General features: G+C 70.6%; 17 protein-coding genes. 6 read left to right on the plus strand and 11 right to left on the minus strand.

Annotated features, from left to right (window positions below):
- Positions 1-675 precede the first annotated feature (675 nt).
- Positions 676-1,677 carry a tryptophan--tRNA ligase gene (gene trpS, locus ACIBK0_RS03525; protein WP_399075152.1) on the plus strand — a complete coding sequence of 334 codons (1,002 nt, stop codon included), beginning with the start codon at positions 676-678 and terminating at the stop codon, positions 1,675-1,677.
- A gap of 167 nt (positions 1,678-1,844) precedes the next feature.
- Here the strand turns inward: trpS and proC are convergent, their stop codons facing one another.
- The 3 genes from proC to ACIBK0_RS03540 all read right to left on the minus strand — a co-directional run bounded on the left by proC (position 1,845) and on the right by ACIBK0_RS03540 (position 4,561).
- Positions 1,845-2,657, minus strand: coding sequence for a pyrroline-5-carboxylate reductase (gene proC / locus ACIBK0_RS03530; protein ID WP_399075154.1), 813 nt, complete (start codon positions 2,655-2,657; stop codon positions 1,845-1,847).
- Between the two features lie 231 nt (positions 2,658-2,888).
- On the minus strand, positions 2,889-3,695 hold the full coding sequence (locus tag ACIBK0_RS03535) for an ABC transporter permease (RefSeq protein WP_399075156.1): 807 nt from the start codon (positions 3,693-3,695) through the stop codon (positions 2,889-2,891).
- Entirely contained in the window at positions 3,692-4,561 is an 870-nt protein-coding gene (locus ACIBK0_RS03540; RefSeq protein WP_399075158.1) for an ABC transporter ATP-binding protein, read from the minus strand. The genes ACIBK0_RS03535 and ACIBK0_RS03540 overlap by 4 nt, the downstream gene beginning before the upstream one ends.
- 299 nt (positions 4,562-4,860) lie before the next feature.
- On the opposite strand from ACIBK0_RS03540, the gene ACIBK0_RS03545 reads away from it, so the two are divergent.
- The gene (locus ACIBK0_RS03545) at positions 4,861-6,282 is read left to right on the plus strand and encodes a SulP family inorganic anion transporter (protein WP_399075160.1); all 1,422 of its coding nucleotides are present in this window, start codon (positions 4,861-4,863) and stop codon (positions 6,280-6,282) included.
- Here ACIBK0_RS03545 and ACIBK0_RS03550 read toward each other — a convergent pair.
- The 3 genes from ACIBK0_RS03550 to ACIBK0_RS03560 form a co-directional block, all read right to left on the minus strand.
- The gene (locus ACIBK0_RS03550) at positions 6,246-7,037 is read right to left on the minus strand and encodes a class I SAM-dependent methyltransferase (protein WP_399075162.1); all 792 of its coding nucleotides are present in this window, start codon (positions 7,035-7,037) and stop codon (positions 6,246-6,248) included. The two genes, ACIBK0_RS03545 and ACIBK0_RS03550, sit on opposite strands and share 37 nt — an antisense overlap.
- Before the next feature lie 329 nt (positions 7,038-7,366).
- Positions 7,367-7,867 carry an EamA/RhaT family transporter gene (locus ACIBK0_RS03555; protein WP_399075164.1) on the minus strand — a complete coding sequence of 167 codons (501 nt, stop codon included), beginning with the start codon at positions 7,865-7,867 and terminating at the stop codon, positions 7,367-7,369.
- 50 nt (positions 7,868-7,917) lie between these two features.
- Entirely contained in the window at positions 7,918-8,238 is a 321-nt protein-coding gene (locus tag ACIBK0_RS03560; protein ID WP_399075166.1) for a peptidase, read from the minus strand.
- Positions 8,239-8,373: 135 nt separating this feature from the next.
- On the opposite strand from ACIBK0_RS03560, the gene ACIBK0_RS03565 reads away from it, so the two are divergent.
- Positions 8,374-10,527, plus strand: coding sequence for a PQQ-binding-like beta-propeller repeat protein (locus ACIBK0_RS03565; protein ID WP_399075168.1), 2,154 nt, complete (start codon positions 8,374-8,376; stop codon positions 10,525-10,527).
- 55 nt (positions 10,528-10,582) lie between these two features.
- Here the strand turns inward: ACIBK0_RS03565 and ilvD are convergent, their stop codons facing one another.
- The 4 genes from ilvD to ACIBK0_RS03585 form a co-directional block, all read right to left on the minus strand.
- Entirely contained in the window at positions 10,583-12,436 is a 1,854-nt protein-coding gene (ilvD, locus tag ACIBK0_RS03570; RefSeq protein WP_399075169.1) for a dihydroxy-acid dehydratase, read from the minus strand.
- A gap of 193 nt (positions 12,437-12,629) precedes the next feature.
- Positions 12,630-13,247, minus strand: coding sequence for a TetR family transcriptional regulator (locus tag ACIBK0_RS03575; protein WP_399075171.1), 618 nt, complete (start codon positions 13,245-13,247; stop codon positions 12,630-12,632).
- Entirely contained in the window at positions 13,244-14,068 is an 825-nt protein-coding gene (locus ACIBK0_RS03580; RefSeq protein WP_399075173.1) for a sugar phosphate isomerase/epimerase family protein, read from the minus strand. The genes ACIBK0_RS03575 and ACIBK0_RS03580 overlap by 4 nt, the downstream gene beginning before the upstream one ends.
- 209 nt (positions 14,069-14,277) lie before the next feature.
- Positions 14,278-15,210 (minus strand): Ppx/GppA family phosphatase, encoded by a 933-nt coding sequence (locus ACIBK0_RS03585; protein WP_399075175.1) that lies wholly within the window; start codon positions 15,208-15,210, stop codon positions 14,278-14,280.
- Between the two features lie 71 nt (positions 15,211-15,281).
- On the opposite strand from ACIBK0_RS03585, the gene ACIBK0_RS03590 reads away from it, so the two are divergent.
- A complete protein-coding gene (locus tag ACIBK0_RS03590; RefSeq protein ID WP_399075177.1) occupies positions 15,282-16,130 on the plus strand; it encodes a hypothetical protein in 849 nt (282 codons plus the stop codon).
- An 88-nt stretch (positions 16,131-16,218) separates the two neighbouring features.
- Here the strand turns inward: ACIBK0_RS03590 and ACIBK0_RS03595 are convergent, their stop codons facing one another.
- Positions 16,219-18,009: a hypothetical protein gene (locus ACIBK0_RS03595; protein WP_399075179.1), complete on the minus strand. Its 1,791-nt coding sequence runs from the start codon at positions 18,007-18,009 to the stop codon at positions 16,219-16,221.
- 235 nt (positions 18,010-18,244) lie between these two features.
- On the opposite strand from ACIBK0_RS03595, the gene ACIBK0_RS03600 reads away from it, so the two are divergent.
- Positions 18,245-18,823: a dihydrofolate reductase family protein gene (locus ACIBK0_RS03600; RefSeq protein WP_399075181.1), complete on the plus strand. Its 579-nt coding sequence runs from the start codon at positions 18,245-18,247 to the stop codon at positions 18,821-18,823.
- Positions 18,824-18,898: 75 nt separating this feature from the next.
- On the plus strand, positions 18,899-19,726 hold the full coding sequence (locus tag ACIBK0_RS03605; protein ID WP_399076023.1) for a PaaX family transcriptional regulator C-terminal domain-containing protein: 828 nt from the start codon (positions 18,899-18,901) through the stop codon (positions 19,724-19,726).
- Positions 19,727-19,762 lie beyond the last annotated feature (36 nt).

A 19,762-nucleotide genomic window follows, 5' to 3' on the forward strand; every position in this document is an offset into this window, starting at 1 on the left:
TTTTGGCACGCTGTTGAGTTCTCAAGGAACGGACGCTTCCTTTGTACTCACCCGAGAGACTCTCTCAGGCTTTCCTCCGGGCGCTTCCCTTCGGTCTTGCGTTTCCGACTCTATCAGATCTTTTTCCGATCCGATTTCCTCGGTGCTTTCCAGGTTTCCGCTTTCGCGTTTCCCTTTCCGGCGGTTCCGACTCTATCAGATCCTTTCGGGCCTGACTCCCAGTCAGCGGGCTTGTCTTCGCGGCTGTTGGGCCGTTCCGACGAGTGAGACTTTAGCGGATTCCTGCCTCCCGAGCTAATCGGGGTGGCGTTCTTTCGAACGCGGATTCCTCATTTCGCAAACACGCATGAAAACGAGCCGACGACGGATCGTCGTTCGTTGAGTGCTTGTTGCGGAATGGCTGTCCGGGGACCGACCGGAGTCGACGCTCACGTCGGACAGCTCGGAGAACATTACGTAGCGGGCAGGGGTGTGTCAACTTCACTCCGGGAGCCGTCCCGGAGGCGTAGCCTCGTGCCCATGACTACGCATACGTGCACCCAGCAGTGGTGGGCCGCCTGACGGCGGCCGTACTCACGTATGTACTCAACGGCCGCCGCCCCGGCGGCCGTTTTTGTGTCTCCCTCCTGGAGAGCCGGCCGGCGGGCGCGGCGGCCTCGACCAGGAGGTGGAGAGATGACGCGGATCTTCAGTGGGGTCAAGCCGACCGGGCATCTGACGCTGGGGAACTACCTGGGGGCCGTGCGCCGGTGGGCCGACGTCGACCAGCACCGGGCCGACGCCCTGTTCTGCATCGTCGACCTGCACGCGCTGACCGTGGACCACGATCCGGGGCGGGTGCGCAGGCTCAGTAGGCAGGCGTCGACGCTGCTGCTTGCGTCGGGGCTCGATCCGCAGCTGTGCACCGTGTACGTACAGAGTCATGTGGATGAGCACGCGCGGCTTTCGTATCTGCTGGAGTGCGTCGCGACCGACGGGGAGATGCGTCGGATGATCCAGTACAAGGAGAAGGCCGCGCGCGAGCGGGGTCGGGGCGGGAGCGTGCGGCTGTCGCTGCTGACCTATCCGGTGCTGATGGCGGCGGACATCCTGGCGTACGGGACCGATGAGGTGCCGGTCGGTGACGATCAGACGCAGCATGTCGAGCTGGCCCGGGATCTGGCGGTGCGGTTCAACCAGCGTTATGGGCACACGTTCGTAGTGCCTCGGGCCACGCGTCCGGAGGTGGCCGCGCGCGTCATGAATCTGCAGGAGCCGACGTCGAAGATGGGTAAGAGCGACGACGTCGGACCCGGGGTCGTCTATCTGCTCGACGAGCCGGATGTCGTGCGGAAGAAGATCATGCGGGCCATGACGGACAGCGGGCGGGATGTCGAGTACGACCCGGAGGGGCGGCCCGGGGTCTCGAATCTGCTGGAGATTCTCGCGGCCTGCGAGGGTGGGAACCCCGAAGCCTTGAGCGGTGTATATGAGTCGTACGGCGCTTTGAAGAAGGACACCGCAGAGGCCGTGGTCGAGCTCCTCAGGCCCGTACAGGAAAGGCACAAGCAGTTGTGCGCGGATCCTGCGTACGTGGAGGGGGTGTTGCGAGACGGTGCGGAAAAGGCCAGAGAGATGGCCAGGCCAAGGGTGGACGCGGCGTACAGGGCAATCGGCTTGTTGCCGGCGACGGAGTAGCGCTGTTCCCGCTGTGGGCCATCGCCTCGCAGGGCAGTGGGGGTCCCTCCTGCTCGAACGAAGTTGAGAGCTGGGGGGAGGGTGGGCGCAGCCTGCCGTGCCGGGGGCCGTAGCAGCGAGGTTCGGCCCCGGCGCCGGGGGCAGCGCACCCCCAGCGTCGGTACGGGTCAGCTGTTGTTGCCGGAGGCGAGCTGGCGGCTGCGGTCACGGGCCGCCTCCAGCGCGGCGATGAGCGCGGCACGCACGCCGTGGTTCTCCAGTTCGCGGATCGCGTTGATCGTGGTGCCCGCGGGGGACGTGACGTTCTCGCGGAGCTTCACGGGGTGCTCCCCGCTGTCGCGGAGCATCACGGCGGCGCCGATCGCGGACTGGACGATGAGGTCGTGCGCCTTGTCGCGGGGCAGGCCGAGCAGGATGCCCGCGTCCGTCATGGCCTCGACCAAGTAGAAGAAGTACGCCGGTCCCGAGCCGGACAGGGCGGTGCACGCATCCTGCTGGGACTCGGGGACTCGGAGCGTTTTGCCGACGGCGCCGAAGATCTCCTCGGCGTACGCGAGGTGCTCGGCGGTGGCGTGGCTGCCGGGGGAGATGACCGACATGGCCTCGTCGACAAGAGCGGGCGTGTTCGTCATGACACGGACGACTGGGGTGCCTGTGGCCAGGCGCTCCTCGAAGAAGGAGGTGGGGATGCCTGCCGCGCCGCTGATGACCAGGCGGTCGGCAGGGATGTGCGGGACGAGTTCGTCGAGGAGGGTGCCCATGTCCTGCGGCTTGACCGTGAGGATCAGGGTGTCGGCGGTTTTCGCTGCCTCCGGGTTGGTGACCGGGGTGACTCCGTAGCGCTCCTGGAGTTCCTTGGCTCGCTCGGGGCGGCGGGCGGTGACCAGGAGGTCGGTGGGGGCCCAGCCTGCTCGGATCATTCCGCTGAGCAGCGCTTCGCCGATCTTGCCGGTGCCTAGGACTGCGACTTTCTGGGTCATGGTGCGGGTGCCCTCCGAGGGGTGCGTCGTCCGGTGTCCATCCTCGCACCGGGAGTGCCGGTCGGGTGGGGCTGTCCGTTGGGCGGGACACCGGTTGTCCGATTGCCCGAGGCCGGGGCTGGGCTCGGGGTGGGTGCGCTGACCGGTGCCGAGGGGGTGCTGCTTTCTGTGGGACGGGTGCCGCCCGTGCGGCACGACGGCCCGCAGCCATGGCTGCGGGCGTCGGCTGCGTCATGCCGTTCGGCGCCTCAGTGTTGCTGCGCCCAAGGTCAGTACGAGTAGGGCGCAGCCCGCCACGATCACTGCGTCGCGGACGAAGTTGGCTGTCATGTCGGTGTGTTTGAGGACTTCGTTCATTCCGTCGACCGCGTAGGACATGGGGAGAACGTCGGAGATGGCTTCGAGGGCGGGGTGCATGTTGGAGCGGGGGGTGAAGAGGCCGCAGAGGAGGAGTTGGGGGAAGATCACGGCCGGCATGAACTGGACCGCCTGGAATTCGGAAGCGGCAAAGGCCGAGACGAAGAGGCCGAGGGCGGTGCCGAGGAGCGCGTCGAGCAGGGCGACGAGCAGGAGCAGCCAGGGGGAGCCGACCACGTCCAGGCCCAGGAACCAGACCGCCAGGCCGGTGGCCAGGGCCGACTGAACGATGGCCAGGGCGCCGAAGGCCAAGGCGTAGCCGGCGATCAGGTCGCCCTTGCCGAGGGGCATGGCGAGGAGGCGCTCGAGGGTGCCCGAGGTGCGCTCGCGGAGGGTGGCGATCGAGGTCACCAGGAACATCGTGATCAGCGGGAAGATCCCGAGGAGGGAGGCGCCGATGGAGTCGAAGGTGCGCGGGCTGCCGTCGAACACATAGCGGAGCAGGACGAGCATCACGCACGGGATGAGGATCATCAGCGCGATGGTGCGCGGGTCGTGGCGGAGTTGGCGCAGCACGCGCGTCGCCGTGGCGGTGGTGCGGGAGAGGTTGAGGGCGCTCGGGCGTGGCGTCGGGGTCGCCGGCCTGCCTGTGCTGACGCTCGTGAGTGCGGTGGTGATCATCGGACGGTCTCCTTGCGGGGGTGCTCACCGGACGTTGAACCGGTGTCGGCCGCGTTGCCCGTCGCGGGCTGGTTGCCCGCCGCGATCGCCTCGTCGACCAGGTGGAGGAAGGCGGCTTCGACGGTGTCGGAGCCGGTGCGGTCGCGCAGGGCGTCGGGGGTGCCGTCGGCGAGGATCTCGCCCTCGCGCATCAGGAGGAGGCGGTGGCAGCGCTCGGCCTCGTCCATGACGTGGGAGGAGATCAGGAGAGTCGCCTGCCGCTCCGTGGCGATGGCGTGGAAGAGGTTCCACAGGTCGCGGCGCAGGACCGGGTCGAGGCCGACGGTGGGTTCGTCGAGGACCAGGAGTTCCGGAGTGCCGAGCAGGGCTACCGCGAGGGAGACGCGGCTGCGCTGGCCGCCGGAGAGGTTGCCGGCCAGGGAGTCGGCGTGGGAGGTGAGGTCGACGTCGGCGATGGCCTGGGTGACGTCGACGTGGCGGCGTTCGGCGGCGGCGCGGCCCGGCTCGAGGATCGCGGCGAAGTAGTCGAGGTTCTGGCGGACGGTCAGGTCGTCGTAGACGGAGGGGGCTTGGGTGACGTAGCCGATGCGGGAGCGGAGGGTCGGGTGACCGGCGGGGTGACCGAGGACCTCGAGGGTGCCGGCGACTTTGGCCTGGGTGCCGACCGTCGAGCGCATCAGGGTCGATTTGCCGCAGCCGGAGGGGCCGAGGAGGCCGGTGATCTGGCCGCGCGGTACGGCGAATTCGAGGCCGCGCAGGACGGTGCGGGTGCCGCGTACGACGGTGAGGCCTTCGGCGCGGACGGCGGGCGACTGCGCGGGGTCGGGTGAACCTGCGGAGTCGGGTGGGCGCTCGTTTATAATCATCACGTGATGAATATTCCTCCTGAGGGGCGGGCTGGTCAAGCCCCGTCGCATCGGGCAGCGCAGGCGCGCGTCGGCGTGATCGGAAGGGGGCGCTCCGGCGCGTAGCGGGATGGCGCACTCCCGTCTTCACGCGGCGGTTACACGGAAGGGCTGCGCGATCAACTTCCGTTACCGACAATGGATTTCAGTGCGCGGACAAACGCCCGTGTCGGGTCTGTGCGTCGCGTCGTACGTCCGCCGTGCCCTCCCCCGGTTCGGCACCCACGCATCTCCCGCTCCCCATCGGAGGTGCCGTTGTCATGCGTAAAGCGGATCTGTTCGCGTCCCTCGTCGTGTTTCTCGTCGCGCTGCCCCTGTGCGTGGGGGTCGCCCTTGCCTCCGGTGTGCCCGCCGAGTTGGGGCTGGTGACCGGGATCGTCGGCGGGCTGGTCGCCGGAATACTGCCCGGCAGCAGCCTGCAGGTCAGCGGGCCCGCGGCCGGGCTGACCGTGCTCGTGTACGAGGCGGTGCAGTCGTACGGCGTGCGGGCGCTGGGGGTGCTGGTGCTTGCGGCCGGGCTGGTGCAGCTCGGGCTCGGGGCGCTGCGGCTCGGGCGGTGGTTCCGGGCCGTGTCCGTGGCCGTGGTGCAAGGGATGCTCGCCGGGATCGGGCTCGTACTGATCGCCGGTCAGGTATACGCGATGGGCGACGCGGCCGCGCCCACGAGCGGTCTCGGGAAGATCGCCGGGCTGGTGTCGTTGCCCGGCGCCGCCGACCCGATGGCGCTGGCGATCGGCGGCGCCACCGTCGTCGTACTCCTGCTGTGGCCGCGTTGGCGGCGGGGGGCGCGTGTGGTGCCCGCGCCACTGCTGGCGGTGGTGCTCGCGTCGGCCGTGACCGGGGTGTGCGACCTGTCCGTGCGGCGGGTCGAGGTGCGCGGACTGCTCGATGCCGTACGGCTGCCGTCACCCGGGGATCTGGGGCGGCTCACGGAAGTGGGCGTGATCGGGACGGTGCTGGCGTTCGCGCTGATCGCGTCGGCCGAGTCGTTGTTCAGCGCGACGGCCGTGGACCGGCTGCACCGGGGGCCGCGGACCGACTACGACCGGGAGTTGATCGCTCAGGGCGCGGGGAACGCCGTGTGCGGGGTGCTCGGGGCGCTGCCGATGACCGCAGTGATCGTGCGGAGCGCGGCGAATGTGCAGGCCGGGGCGCGGACGAAGGTGTCGCGTGTGCTGCACGGGGTGTGGCTGCTGGTCTTCACGGCCGTGGTGCCCGGCGTCCTCGGATGGATTCCGGTGGCGGCGCTGGCGGGGCTGCTCGTGCACGCGGGCTGCAAGCTGGTGCCGGTGCGGGAGTTGGGACCGTTGTGGCGGGCGCATCGGGGGGAACTCGTGGTGCTCACCGTGACGGCGGTGGCGATCGTGGCCGGGAACCTGTTCGAGGGCGTGCTGGTCGGGCTCGCGCTCGCCGTGGCCAAGACGGCGTGGGACATCAGCCATGTGCACATCGAGACCGAGGACCAGGGGGCCTCGGGAATGGTCGTACGGGTGGTGGGCAATGCGACCTTCCTGCGGTTGCCCAAGCTGCTGGACGCCTTGGAGGCGTTGCCCCACGACCGGGACGTACTGTTGGAGTTGGGCGGGTTGCGCCATGTGGACCAGGCCTGTGCGGCGGCCCTGGAGGGATGGGCCGCCGGGCGGGATCACGAACAGGTCGCCACCAGCAGGTCCACGAAGTAGGTCTCCTCCACGATTCCGTCCGGGAAGGTCTGGAGGAGGTGCCCCCTCTCCTCGGCGAAGAACTCCGCGGTGCGTTCCTCGCCGAGGACCAGGAACGCCGAGTGGCTGCCGATGTTGGCGAGGTGCGTGTCCAGGGGGACGCGGCGGCTCCAGCGCACCTGGCGGCGGTCGAAGGCGAATCGGCCGCTCGGGTCGGCGACGAGGGTGGACGCGGCCCTTGCGCCGCTGCCGCTCTTTTCCCTCACCTGGTCGATGCCGAGATAGCGCTCGGCGCGCTCGGCGGCCTCGGCGATCCACGGGACGTCCAGGGCTTCGGTGTTCCACCAGAGTGCGAGGGCGCCGCCCGGGCGCAGGACCCGCAGGGCCTCCGGCACGGAGTGGGCCGTGTCGGTCCAGTGCCAGGACTGGGCGTAGGTGAGGAAGTCGGCGGAGGCGCTGGCGAGGGGGAGGGCGTTGCCATTGCCTCGGACGATCGGGATGTGGGGGAGGGTGCGGTGGAATTCGGCGGTCATGCCGTCGCCGGGTTCGACGGCGAGGACGTCCGCGCCCCTTGCGTGCAGGAGGGCGGTCGCGATGCCGGTGCCCGCGCCTACGTCGATGACCCGCGCGCCGGCGAGGGGGCGGGCCGCGAGGGTTTCGATCGCGTCGAAGAGTGCGGGCGGGTAGGAGGGGCGGTTTGCGGCGTATTGGGCTGCGGCGGCGTTGAAGGAGTGGGCTCGGGTGGCGGTGGGGGGCTGGAGAGGCGGCGTCGTCATACCGTCATGGTGGCCGGTGGGTTGGGGGCGCGGATAGCAGGTTTTCGCCCCCTCCGCCCCTGCCCTTCCCGTAGCCAGGGGTTGCGACCCCGGACCCCCGCTGTCCGCACGGATGCGCTCGTCCTCGAGCGCCGAGCCGGTTATTGCCGGCGAGTGCCGCGGGCGCCCACGGTGGCCCCCCCGGGGGCACCCGGGGTGTCGCCGCCCGAGGCGGGGGCCCCGCCCGTGGCGGGGGGGGGTGCCGCGGGCGCGGGGCTGGGGGCGGGGGGGCGCGCCGGGCCGGGGGGCGGGGGGGCGCGCCCCCCCCCCCGCCCCCCCCCCCCGCGGCACTAGGAGCGGCCGCCTCGCTTGCGCGACGGGTTGCCGGTGCGGCGCTTGGTGCGGCGCTCGTACTGCTCCCGTGCCGTCTCGTACTCCTCGCGGTGGAGTTTCTCGCCCGGGGCCTCGGTGAGGGAGCGGAAGAAGTAGGCGAGGAGGGAGCCGATGAAGCCGATGGCCAGGAGGCCGCGCAGGGAGGCCTGGCGGTCGGGGTCGGGGCGCTTGCCGAACGCGTCCCAGGTGTGCCGGAACGCGAGGGCGCTGCAGACCGCGAACATGACCACGACGAGGACGGTCACGGGCTTGCCCACATCCGCGATCGCCAGGCCCTGGTAGGCGAAGCGGAGGACGAAGCAGGCAGCCACCGCGGCCGCCAGGGAGCCCACGGCGACGCCGATGCGGCGGCCCCTGTAGCCGCCGTCGTGCTCCGCCCAGGTCGTCCCGAAGAAACGCAGGGGTTCGGGCTGGGGCCCCGCGGGGGTACCGGTTCCGGTCTCGGTCTCGTCGCTCACTCGACGATTATTGCTCCGGTGCGCGCTGCGGGGTCCCTGACCACCGTGAATCAGGAACAGTGCGGGGCTACGTAGCCGTCGCTGCCCGTCTTCACGTACGCGTCCGCCACGAACTGCGCGTTGGCGATGTTGTCCCAGATGTTCGACGTACCGTACGGACCGCTGACGGACTCTCCCGGGCACTGGCAGCGGATCGGGATGCTCGAGCCTGCCGGCAGAGTACGGACGACCCGGTAGTGCGTGCCCGGGCCGCTGCGGACGTTGACGCTGTAGCCCGGTGCGATCGGGTACGTGAGCGTCGTCTCCGCGCTCAGCGACTCCGCTGCGGCTGTCTCCCCCGCGCCTGTGATCTCTATGTCTTCCGTGGCCATCCTGGCCTCCCCCGTTGAATGATTCACGCCAAAATCGTGCTGAGCGCTGAGGCTAGCAAGCCGCCGAGGTTTCGCACGAAGCATCGACTAGGCTCTGCGCGTCGCGCATGCGGACGGACCACACGGGGGTGAGTGATGCCGCCACAGCGCAGCACCGGTACGGACCCGGAAGCGGAACATCCGCGCTACGCCGGGCAGTACCTGCTGGAGGCGGAACTCGGCTCCGGTGGCATGGGCATCGTGCATCTGGCGCGGTCCGCCTCCGGGTTGCGGCTCGCCGTCAAAGTCGTGCACGCCGATTTTGCCCAAGACCCCGAGTTCCGGGGGCGGTTCAGACAGGAAGTCGCAGCCGCGCGGCGGGTGAGCGGCGCCTTCACCGCGCCCGTCGTGGACGCCGATCCCGAGGCCGACCATCCGTGGATGGCAACCCTGTTCATCCCCGGGCCGACCCTTGCCGAGCATGTCAAGCGGAATGGCGCGCTGCCGCCCGCACGGCTGCGCCATCTCATGGCGGGCCTCGCCGAGGCCCTGCGGGACATTCACCGGGCCGGGGTCGTACATCGAGATCTCAAACCCAGCAACGTCCTGCTGGCCGATGACGGGCCGAAAGTCATCGACTTCGGTATCTCGCGGCCCTCCGACAGTGAATTGCGCACGGAGACAGGCAAGTTGATCGGGACTCCGCCGTTCATGGCTCCCGAACAATTCCGCAGGCCACGACAGGTCGGTCCGGCCGCCGACGTCTTCGCTCTGGGCTCGGTGATCGTGCACGCGGCCACCGGGAGCGGGCCCTTCGACTCCGACAGTCCGTATCTCGTCGCGTATCAAGTCGTTCACGACGAGCCGGACTTGACAGGCGTACCGGAGGATTTGGTCGACCTCGTCTCCCGCTGTCTCGCCAAGGAGCCCGAGGACCGGCCCACGCCGGACGAGCTGATGACGGCTCTGCGGTCGGTTTCCGCCTCGTACGACACCCAGGCATTCATACCCGAACAGCGCACCTGGAACGGGGAGTCGGCACGGCCTGGGAAGGGGATTGCTCCTGAGCCGAGGCGCGAGAACACGGATCAGAAGGAAGACCGCACGCATTCCGCTGCGAAGAGGGCATCCGGTCGGCGGTGGCGGCTTCCCGCTGCCATCGTCACGGCCTTGCTCGCCGCCGCCGCCGGCTCCTTCGCCTCCCTCAGCGTGTCGGACGCTCCGGCTCCGGAGAAACACGCCGGATCGCGGACACAGAGCAGCTTCCAGCCCTGGAATGTCGAGCTGACTGCTCGCGGAGTCAAGGCCGGTGGCCAGCCGCAGTGCACCTACACGCCCCACGAGTTGTACTGCATCCGGCCCGGCGTGCTGGCCGCAGCGGTCGATCCGAGCGGCGGCAAGGTGCTGTGGTCACAGGGCGACCCGGGGTGGCAGCCCACCGACGTCACACAGCCGCCGGTGCTCTCCGGCGGGCTCCTGCACGTCATCAGCCGGGGCGGAGAGCGGCTGACGGCGCTGGATCCCGCCACGGGAGCGACCCGTTGGAGCCACAACGTCGCTCGCTACGACGGCCGCATCGCCTACGCCGGCGGTGTCATCCTGCTCACCGGCCCCGATTCCAAGGTCACCGCACTGGACGCGACAACCGGCAAAAAGAAGTGGCAACACACCATCCCGGGGCAGTCGTTGCCGAGCTTCTCCTCCTACGAGGACGCAGTCGCCTACGCGGTGACATTGGCCGGGAACGAGACCCGGGTGGCCGCCGTGGACCCGGAGACCGGTGCCATGCGCTGGCAGCGGACCCTGGAGGGGACGCTGAGCCCCGTCGGCGCTCATGACGGAGTGGTCTGGTTCACCTCGACGGCAACCGACACCTACACGAACGCTGTCGTGCGATACGACGTCGCCGACCGCAAGGTCAGCCGCGTCGCGCTGCGCTATCCGTTGCCCGGGGCGCAAGCCGTCGTACAGGGGGACACGGCGTATCTGCTGGCCGATGGCGGTGCGCTGGTGGCCGTGAACACCAAGACGTCGGCCCAGCTCTGGCGGGTGGAGACATCCGTCAGCTGGGCCTCGGCCCCCGTCGTGGCCGGACACCGCCTCTACCTGACCGCCGTGGACGGACGGCTCCTCGCCATCGACACCACCCATGGCACCCTGCTCGGCCAGACGAAGGCCCGCCTGGGTGACCAACGGGGCTCGCTGGTCAACAACCTCCCCGCCCCTGTCACCGCCAACAACAAGATCTACTCAACCGCCCCCGACGGCTCTCTCTTCGCAGTGGACGCCCGCGACCCCTCGGCCTGGTGAAGCGGAACAACGGAAAGGGGCCGCTCCCGAAAGAGCGGCCCCCGATCCAAAGGCGTCAGCCCAGCTTCGAGACGTCCCGCACCGCGCCCTTGTCCGCGCTCGTGGCCATCGCGGCGTACGCGCGCAGCGCGGCCGAGACCTTGCGCTCGCGGTTGGCCGGGGCGTAGACGCCGTTGAGGGCGTCCCGGCGGGCGGCCAGGTCCGCGTCCGACACGAGCAGCTCGATCGACCGGTTGGGGATGTCGATGCGGATGCGGTCGCCGTCCTGGACCAGGGCGATGGTGCCACCGGAGGCCGCCTCGGGGGAGGCGTGGCCGATGGACAGGCCGGACGTGCCGCCGGAGAATCGGCCGTCGGTGATCAGCGCGCAGGTCTTGCCGAGACCGCGGCCCTTGAGGAAGGACGTCGGGTAGAGCATCTCCTGCATACCCGGGCCGCCCTTTGGACCCTCGTAGCGGATGACCACGACGTCGCCGTCCGTGACCTGCTTGTTGAGGATCTTCTCGACGGCTTCTTCCTGCGACTCGCAGACGACCGCCGGTCCCTCGAAGGTCCAGATCGACTCGTCGACGCCGGCCGTCTTCACGACGCAGCCGTCGACCGCCAGGTTGCCCTTGAGAACCGCCAGGCCCCCGTCCTTGGAGTACGCGTACTCGGCGGAGCGGATGCAGCCGTTCTCGGCGTCCTCGTCGAGGGCCTCCCAGCGCTCGGACTGGGAGAAGGCCTCGGCGGAGCGGACGCAGCCGGGGGCGGCGTGCCACAGCTCGATCGCCTCGGGGGACGGGGAGCCCGCGCGCACGTCCCACGTCTTCAGCCAGTCCGAGAGGGACGGGCTGTGGACCGAGTGGACGTCCTCGTTGAGCAGGCCGGCCCGGTGCAGCTCGCCCAGCAGGGCCGGGATGCCGCCCGCGCGGTGCACGTCCTCCATGTAGTACGTGCGGTTCTTCGCGACGTTCGGGGCGACCTTGGCGAGGCACGGCACCCGGCGCGAGACCTCGTTGATCTCGTCCAGACCGAAGGGGACGCCCGCCTCCTGGGCGGCGGCCAGCAGGTGCAGGATCGTGTTGGTGGAGCCGCCCATGGCGATGTCGAGGGCCATGGCGTTCTCGAACGCCGCGTGCGTGGCGATGTTGCGGGGCAGGACCGACTCGTCGTCCTGGTCGTAGTAGCGGCGGGTGATGTCGACGACCGTGCGGGCCGCGTCCTCGTACAGACCCTTGCGGGCCGTGTGCGTGGCGAGCACCGAGCCGTTGCCGGGGAGGGACAGGCCGATCGCCTCGGTCAGGCAGTTCATCGAGTTGGCGGTGAACATGCCGGAGCAGGAGCCGCAGGTCGGACAGGCGTTCTCCTCGATACGGAGGATGTCCTCGTCCGAGATCTTGTCGTTCACGGCGTCGGAGATCGCGTCGACCAGGTCGAGGGTGCGGACCGTGCCGTCGACCAGGGTGGCTCGGCCGGACTCCATGGGACCGCCGGAGACGAAGACCGTCGGGATGTTCAGGCGCAGAGCCGCCATCAGCATGCCGGGGGTGATCTTGTCGCAGTTCGAGATGCAGATCAGGGCGTCGGCACAGTGGGCCTCGACCATGTACTCGACCGAGTCCGCGATCAGGTCGCGAGAGGGGAGGGAGTACAGCATGCCGCCGTGACCCATCGCGATGCCGTCGTCGACCGCGATCGTGTTGAACTCACGCGCGATGCCCCCGGCCGCCGTGATCGCCTCGCTGACGATGCGGCCGACCGGCTGAAGGTGGGTGTGGCCCGGCACGAACTCCGTGAAGGAGTTGGCGACCGCGATGATCGGCTTCCGTCCGATGTCCGCGCCCGGTACACCGGAGGCGCGCATAAGGGCGCGTGCGCCCGCCATGTTGCGGCCGTGGGTGACTGTGCGGGACCTCAGCTCGGGCATCTTCGCTCGCTCCTTCGGGGAGGCATGAGGAGAGTTATGGCTGGTGTCGAGCGTACGCCGGTGCTCCAGGATCCGGACAGGCCGTCCGGAATGCGGGATGCATGTCTCGACCAGCGGCCACCGTCCCCCGGCATACGCCCTCGTCGGCGGCCCTCCGGCGAAGCAACTGTCCGCCGATGCTGCTCCCGATCGCTCACGGGTTCGTCAGGTGCCCCTGTACGACCGGGGCGACCCGCCCGATGATCCGCTCCGGGTCCGCCGAGGCCAGCGGCTCCACCTTGATCACATACCGCAGCATCGCGACACCGACGAGCTGGGCGGCGGCCAGCTCGGCGCGAAGCTCCGCGTCCGGGAGGTCGAGCTGCCCGGCGATGCGGCGCAGCAGCTGGGCGGCGATCAGGCGGCGGAAGACGGCGGCGGCGGTCTCGTTGTTCACGGCGGAGCGGACGATCGCGAGCAGCGGCGTACGGGTGGCCGGGTTCTCCCAGACGCCGAAGATGAAGCGGGTCAGACGCTCGCCGACACCTTCGAGGGGACCCTCCTCGACCGCGGCCGGGGCGTCCAGGGCAGGGGCGAAGGCCACCTCGATGGCCGCCTCGAAGACCTGCTCCTTGGTGCCGAAGTAGTGGTGCACGAGCGCGGAGTCCACGCCGGCGGCCTTGGCGATGCCACGGACCGACGTCTTCTCGTAGCCGCGCTCGGAGAACTCCTCACGGGCCGCCTCCAGGATGCGGTCGCGGGTGGCGGGGGCCGCCTCCGTCTGCGTACGGGAAGGGCGTCCCCGGCCTCGGCGGGGGGCGGTGTCCGTCACCGGCGGGGCACCTTCACCGCGGAGGCGAGGTGGAGCCGGGTGAACGCCAGGGCCTCCGCCAGGTCGGCCTCACGTTCGGCGCTCGACATCGCGCGGCGGGTGTTGACCTCGATGACGACGTGGCCGTCGAAGCCGGAGAGCGCGAGGCGCTCCAGGAGCTCGGCGCAGGGCTGGGTGCCGCGGCCCGGGACCAGGTGCTCGTCCTTGTTGGAGCCGTTGCCGTCGGCGAGGTGGACGTGGCCGAGGCGGTCGCCCATGCGGTCGATCATGTGCAGGGCGTCCGTGCGGGCGGTCGAGGTGTGGCTGAGGTCGACGGTGAAGTGACGGTAGTCCTCCTTCGTCACGTCCCAGTCGGGGGCGTACGCGAGCATCTCGCGGTCGCGGTAGCGCCAGGGATACATGTTCTCGACGGCGAACCGTACGTCCGTCTCGTTCGCCATCCGCCAGATCCCGCTGACGAAGTCGCGGGCGTACTGGCGCTGCCAGCGGAACGGGGGGTGGACGACCACGGTGGACGCGCCGAGCTTCTCCGCCGCCGCCCGGGCGCGCTGGAGCTTGACCCACGGGTCGGTGGACCAGACGCGCTGGGTGATCAGCAGGCACGGGGCGTGGACGGCGAGGATCGGGATCTGGTGGTAGTCGCTGAGTCTGCGCAGTGCCTCGATGTCCTGGCTGACCGGGTCGGTCCACACCATGACCTCGACACCGTCGTAGCCGAGGCGCGCGGCGATCTCGAAGGCCGTCGCCGTCGACTCCGGGTACACGGACGCCGTGGACAGCGCGACCTTCGCATCCGGGATGCGCACCACTGGTTCTGCCACGAGGGACAGAGTACGGGTTGCCTTCGGCGGTTTGCCGGGGGTGGTGGGCGTTGGCCGGGGGTTGTCGGTGCCCCCCGGCCAACGCGCCTTTTCGCCGTCGTGGCGTTCGCCACAGGCGAGTGCGGGCTGGAGGGGCTGGTCGCGCCCACGCGGCGGAGCCGCATGATGTCGGGGACCCGCGCCCCTGGCGGGCGCGGGTGCGACCCGTCCTATTCCGATGCCATGTGGTCCAGGCGGCGCAGGATGACACCCTCCCGCAGCGCCCACGGGCAGATCTCCACGCTCTCCACGCCGAAGAGATCCATCGCACCCTCGGCCACGAGGGCGCCGGCGAGCAGTTGGCCCGAGCGGCCCGGGGAGACGCCGGGGAGTTCGGCGCGCTCCTCGGCGGTCATCGAGGTGAGGCGGGGGACCCAGTCCTCCAGGGAGCGGCGCTTGAGCTCGCGCTGGACGTACAGGCCGTCCGTGGAGCGCGCGGCACCTGCGATGCGGGCGAGCGCCTTGAAGGTCTTGGAGGTGGCGACCACGTGGTCGGGGGCGCCGAAGCGGCTGAACTCGCCGACCGTCCTGGCGATCTGCGCCCGTACATGGCGGCGCAGCGCCTTGACATCGGCAGGGTCGGCCGGATCGGTGGGGAGCCAGCCCGCGCTGAGCCGTCCGGCGCCGAGCGGCAGCGACACGGCCGCGTCCGGCTCCTCGTCTATGCCGTACGCGATCTCCAGGGAGCCGCCGCCGATGTCGAGGACGAGGAGCTTGCCCGCGGACCAGCCGAACCAGCGGCGGGCGGCCAGGAAGGTGAGCCGGGCCTCCTCCGCGCCGGTCAGTACCTGGAGCTCGACGCCGGTCTCGGCCTGCACCCGGGCCAGTACGTCATCGGCGTTGCTGGCCTCGCGCACGGCGGAGGTCGCGAACGGCAGCAGGGCCTCGACGCCCTTGTCCTCGGCGGCCTGCAGCCCGTCTTGGACCGTCTCGATCAGTTTGTCGACGCCCTCGGGGCCGATCGCCCCGCTCCCGTCGAGCAGTTGGGCAAGCCGCAATTCGGCCTTGTGCGAATGCGCGGGCAGCGGGCGTGCGCCGGGGTGTGCGTCCACCACCAGCAGATGCACCGTGTTCGAACCCACGTCGAGGACACCGAGTCTCATGTACGGAACGCTACTGCGCTTACGGCGATCGACCGTCCCCGGAGTGGGCTGAAGCGACTTACCCTGGACGGGTGCCAAAGACGAAAAAGGCGAAGACCGACAAATCGGCCAAGGGTTCTTCGCAGGCGACGGCCCCCAAGTCCAAGAAGTCCCCGAAGAAGACCTCCGTGTCCGACGAGAAGGGACTCGACTTCGCTCGCGCATGGGTGGAATTTCCGGATCCGGCCGATGACGAGCAGGTCTTCCGGTGCGATCTGACATGGCTGACCTCTCGCTGGAACTGCATCTTCGGAAGCGGCTGCCAGGGCATCCAGGCGGGCCGCGCCGACGACGGCTGCTGCACGCTGGGCGCCCACTTCTCGGACGAGGACGACGAGAAGCGCGTGGCCGAGCACGTGGCGAGGCTCACGCCGGAGATCTGGCAGCACCATGACGTGGGCGTGGCGACCGGCTGGGTCTCCGAGGACGAGGACGGCGACCGCCAGACTCGCCCGTACCAGGGCTCGTGCATCTTCCAGAACCGTCCAGGCTTCGCCGGCGGCGCGGGCTGCTCGCTGCACATCCTCGCCCTGAAGGAGGGCCGCGAGCCGCTGGAGACCAAGCCGGACGTCTGCTGGCAGCTACCCGTGCGCCGGACGTACGAGTGGATCGACCGGCCCGACGACACCCGGGTGCTCCAGGTCTCGATCGGCGAGTACGACCGCCGCGGCTGGGGTCCCGGGGGCCACGACCTGCACTGGTGGTGCACGTCGGCGACCTCCGCGCACGGCGCGGGCGATCCGGTGTACGTCTCGTACCGCCCGGAGCTGATCGAGCTGATGGGCAAGGAGGGGTACGACCGCCTGGTCGAGCTCTGCGAGGAGCGGCTGGCCTCACAGCTGCCCCTGCTGGCACCGCATCCGGCGGATCCGGTGGCCTGACCTCTGCTGGTCCCACATTTACCGGCGCCACCCGGTCCGCCATGTGCCGGCGCTACCCGGTCCGGCATTTTTCGGCGCTCGGCCGGCGCTACGAGGACGGGCTCGGGTTGTCGCTGTCGCTGGGCGGTGGCGTCGAACCGCCCGGGTCGGAGGGGGCCGAGCCCGTGGGGGTGGGCTGGGGGTCGGACGGGGTCGGATCGCTGGGCGTCGGTGTCGGGTCGCTCGGGGTCGGGCCGGGGTCGGAGGGGGTCGGATCGCTGGGGGTCGGGCCGGGGTCGTGGCCGCCGGGGTCGTGGCTGCCCGGGTCGGACGGGCCGGCGTTCCCGTACCCGTCGATCGTGACGACGGCGCCCGCCGGTGCGATCGCCACCCGCGCGCTCCAGGAGCCCACCGGCTCACGAAGATGATCTACGTACACCTTGATCGTCAACGATTCGCCGGGTTCGAGGGTTCCCGAGGACTGGCTCAGGTAGAGCCATGAGGCTCCGCTGTACGCGGCCCAGTGCACCGGTGAACTGCCGGACGCGGTCAGCGTGACGAGGGTCGTGTCGCCGCTGCTGCCCGCCGCCACGGAAAGGTGTCCGACGCCCGGTTCCGAGGTGCTTCCGGGGGCGCTGACGACCTCCACGGAGACGTCCGGCGAGCGGCTCCCCTTCGTGAAGTGGGCATCGGGTTTCGTGCTGGCGTTGCCGGCGTTCTCGTAGCCGCCCGCCTCCTCGCCGTTGATGCCGTCGGGGCTGTGCGCCTCGCTCGCGGTGACCGGGCGGCCGTCGGTGCCCTCGCCGGTGAGGGGCGCGCCGCGGTAGGCCGCCCAGAGGGCGAGGACGGGTGCGGCGACGACGGTGGCGACGACGGTTGTCGTGATGGCCCGCGCGCGGAGCCGGTCCCTTCGTGCGGCGTGGTCCTTGGGGTCCATCGGGAAACCGCGCCGGTCGAAGCGCGGAGCACTGCCCCGCGCCCGCGGGGCGTGCGCCATCGCGAGATACAGGGCGGCGCGCGGGGCTTCCAGGACGGGGAGCGCGGCGGGCGTGACGCTGGTGCCGGGCCAGGCGCCGGGGACCGCGCGCTCGGCGATGCAGCGGCAGCGCGGGCAGTCGTCGACGTGCCGGACCAGCTCGCGGCGCAGGGCGGTGCTCAGGACAAGCTGGTTGTCGCCGGTGAGGCGGGCGACGCTCGCGCAGCTGCCGGTCTCGACGACGGCGAGCGCGGCGCGGGTGCGTTCGACCTCGCAGGCGGCGGAGGCGAGCAGCTCGCGCGCGAGGGCGAGGTCCATGCCGAGGACGGCGGCGACCTCGTGGGCGGCGAGCTGGTGACGCACGGCGAGTTCGAGCGCCTCGCGCTGCTCGGGGGTGGTGCCGGCGGCCTCCGGCCAGGCCAGCAGGGCGAGTTCGCGCCTGCGCTGCGTCTGGGTTTCCTCGGAGACGGGGGCGCTCAGCGCCTCGGCCGCGCGCCGGTCGGCGGCGCCGCTGTGAGCGCCTTTTGAGGCGCCCTTGGCCTCGCTCTTGCGGGTCGCGCGCCGGCCGGAGGCGTGCGTCGCCTGGCGTCTGCGCCGGGCCTCGGTGAGTTTGCGCAGACAGGACCAGCGGGCGAGCGCGTACAGCCAGGCCCTGCGGTCGTCCGCGGACTCGGGACGGCGCGGGCTCCGTCGCTCGGCCAGCGCGAGAGCCTCCCCGAGGGCGGCGGTGGCCGCTTCGTGGTCGCACAGCACGGACAGGCAGTAGGTGAACAGGCCGTCCAGATAGGGCTCGTAGCGCGCGGGAGGGCGCTGAGCCGGGGTGCGGGTGTGCGCGCCACGGGTCGCGCTCACCCGCTTGCGTGCGTCTCCGTGCGCCCGGTGTGCGCCGGTGGTCTGCGTGGAGGTCTCCGGACTGCTGCTCATCACCTGTGCGACCGTAGGCGCCCAGGGGTGGGCCCTTCTTCCCCCTTGAGCACATTTAATCCGTACGGGTGAAACGATCCCTCATAAGGGGACAGGAACCTCCGTTTCCATGGCCCAGGCCTTCACGGGCGGCGATGGCAGGCCATGGCAGATGCCTTGCCGGACACCATCACCGGGACCTTTCGAAGGCCCGGCCGCCGCGATGAGTTCCGCCCCGCGCCGGAGTCTCCATGGCATGACCTACATCGCATCCGCCATCTCCATGTCCCTCGACGGCTTCGTCACCGCTGCGGGCAATGACCGCGCACACCCACTGGGCGTCGACGGCGAACGCCTGTTCCGGTGGCTCATGCCGCCGATGGCCGAGTCCGACAGCGTCTTCCTGGAGTCCGCGATCGCCCGGTGCGGCGCGCTGATCATGGGGCGGCGCAGCTACGACACGTTCGAGGGCAGCGACACCGGCCCCCTCGGCAAGGTCCCCGTGTTCGTCCTCACCCACAATCCGCCGCCTTCCGAGACGGTGGCCGCGCCCGACGTCTTCCGCTTCGTCACCGACGGGATCGAGTCGGCCGTGGCCCAGGCGTCGAAGGCGGCGGGCGACCACAACGTGGTCGCGCTGCACGGCGCGACACCGGTCCAGCAGGCGCTGCGGGCCGGGCTCGTGGACGAGATCACCGTCCATGTCGTGCCGGTGCTCCTCGGGGCCGGCACCCGCCTCTTCGACCACCTCGCGGACCTGCGCGTGGAGTTGGAGCGCTTCCAGGTCATCGAGTCACCGGAGGTCACGCATCTGCGGTTCCGGGTCGTGAAGTAGCCCCGCCGGGTCACCCGTCTCGTATCCCCGGCAGTCCCCCTGCGGGCGCCGGCGTCGTACCGTACCCCCGTGCCCATGGACAACGCCCCGCGCCCGCAGTCCCTGATGCTGACCTTCCTCGGCGACCAGGTGCTGGGCCGGGGCGTGTGCGTGTACTCCGGGAGCGTCATCGAGGTGTTCGCGCGGGCCGGGGTCGGCGAGCACGCGACGCGCTCGACGCTGACCCGGATGGTGGGCCGCGGGCTGCTGCTCCGCCGCCGCGAGGGCCGCCGCACCTACTTCGGCCTCACCGAGCGCTCCGAGGCGATCCTGCGCGACGGCGAACAGCGGATCTGGAAGGGCGGCGCGGTCAACCGCGACTGGGACGGCACCTGGTCGCTGCTCGGTTTCTCGCTGCCCGAGTCGTGGCAGCGCCAGCGGCACGATCTGCGCTCGCAGCTCACCTGGGCCGGTTTCGGCCCGCTGTTCAGCGGCCTGTGGATCGCGCCAGGCGAGGTCGACGTCTCCGGGATCGTCGCGGAACTCGGCCTCGCGGCGCACGTCAAGGTGTTCCGCGCGCGGGCCGACATCGGCATGGACATCGCCGAGATGATCAACGACACGTGGGACCTCGCCGAACTCGCCGACGATTACCGCGCGTTCGACGACGCCTGGCGCCCGCTCCGGGAGCGCCCCGGCACGAGCGGCAAGCCCCCGGAGGACGCCCTCGCGCTGCGCCTGCGCCTGTCCACCGAGTGGCTCCAGGTCATCCGCAGCGACCCGCGCCTGCCCGTGCAGCACCTGCCCGCCGACTGGCCGGCGGCTCCGGCCGAGGAGACGTTCCGGGCGGTGCATGCACGCCTGGACGCGCCCGCGCGGGAGGCGGCGCGACGAGTCCTGGAGACGGTACCGACGGAGGCGTAGGCCGGCCCGCCTTCGCGTACGGCATCTGGCCCGCTC

The sequence above is a fragment of the Streptomyces sp. NPDC050564 genome (genome assembly GCF_044457265.1).
In the GTDB taxonomy this organism is placed as follows: domain Bacteria; phylum Actinomycetota; class Actinomycetes; order Streptomycetales; family Streptomycetaceae; genus Streptomyces.

Coding starts and splice junctions, on each gene's coding strand:
- trpS (WP_399075152.1), top strand. CDS start 676: ATGACGCGGATCTTCAGTGGGGTCAAGCCGACCGGGCATCTGACGCTG.
- proC (WP_399075154.1), bottom strand. CDS start 2,657: ATGACCCAGAAAGTCGCAGTCCTAGGCACCGGCAAGATCGGCGAAGCG.
- ACIBK0_RS03535 (WP_399075156.1), bottom strand. CDS start 3,695: ATGATCACCACCGCACTCACGAGCGTCAGCACAGGCAGGCCGGCGACC.
- ACIBK0_RS03540 (WP_399075158.1), bottom strand. CDS start 4,561: ATGATTATAAACGAGCGCCCACCCGACTCCGCAGGTTCACCCGACCCC.
- ACIBK0_RS03545 (WP_399075160.1), top strand. CDS start 4,861: ATGCGTAAAGCGGATCTGTTCGCGTCCCTCGTCGTGTTTCTCGTCGCG.
- ACIBK0_RS03550 (WP_399075162.1), bottom strand. CDS start 7,037: ATGACGACGCCGCCTCTCCAGCCCCCCACCGCCACCCGAGCCCACTCC.
- ACIBK0_RS03560 (WP_399075166.1), bottom strand. CDS start 8,238: ATGGCCACGGAAGACATAGAGATCACAGGCGCGGGGGAGACAGCCGCA.
- ACIBK0_RS03565 (WP_399075168.1), top strand. CDS start 8,374: ATGCCGCCACAGCGCAGCACCGGTACGGACCCGGAAGCGGAACATCCG.
- ilvD (WP_399075169.1), bottom strand. CDS start 12,436: ATGCCCGAGCTGAGGTCCCGCACAGTCACCCACGGCCGCAACATGGCG.
- ACIBK0_RS03585 (WP_399075175.1), bottom strand. CDS start 15,210: ATGAGACTCGGTGTCCTCGACGTGGGTTCGAACACGGTGCATCTGCTG.
- ACIBK0_RS03595 (WP_399075179.1), bottom strand. CDS start 18,009: ATGAGCAGCAGTCCGGAGACCTCCACGCAGACCACCGGCGCACACCGG.
- ACIBK0_RS03600 (WP_399075181.1), top strand. CDS start 18,245: ATGACCTACATCGCATCCGCCATCTCCATGTCCCTCGACGGCTTCGTC.
- ACIBK0_RS03605 (WP_399076023.1), top strand. CDS start 18,899: ATGGACAACGCCCCGCGCCCGCAGTCCCTGATGCTGACCTTCCTCGGC.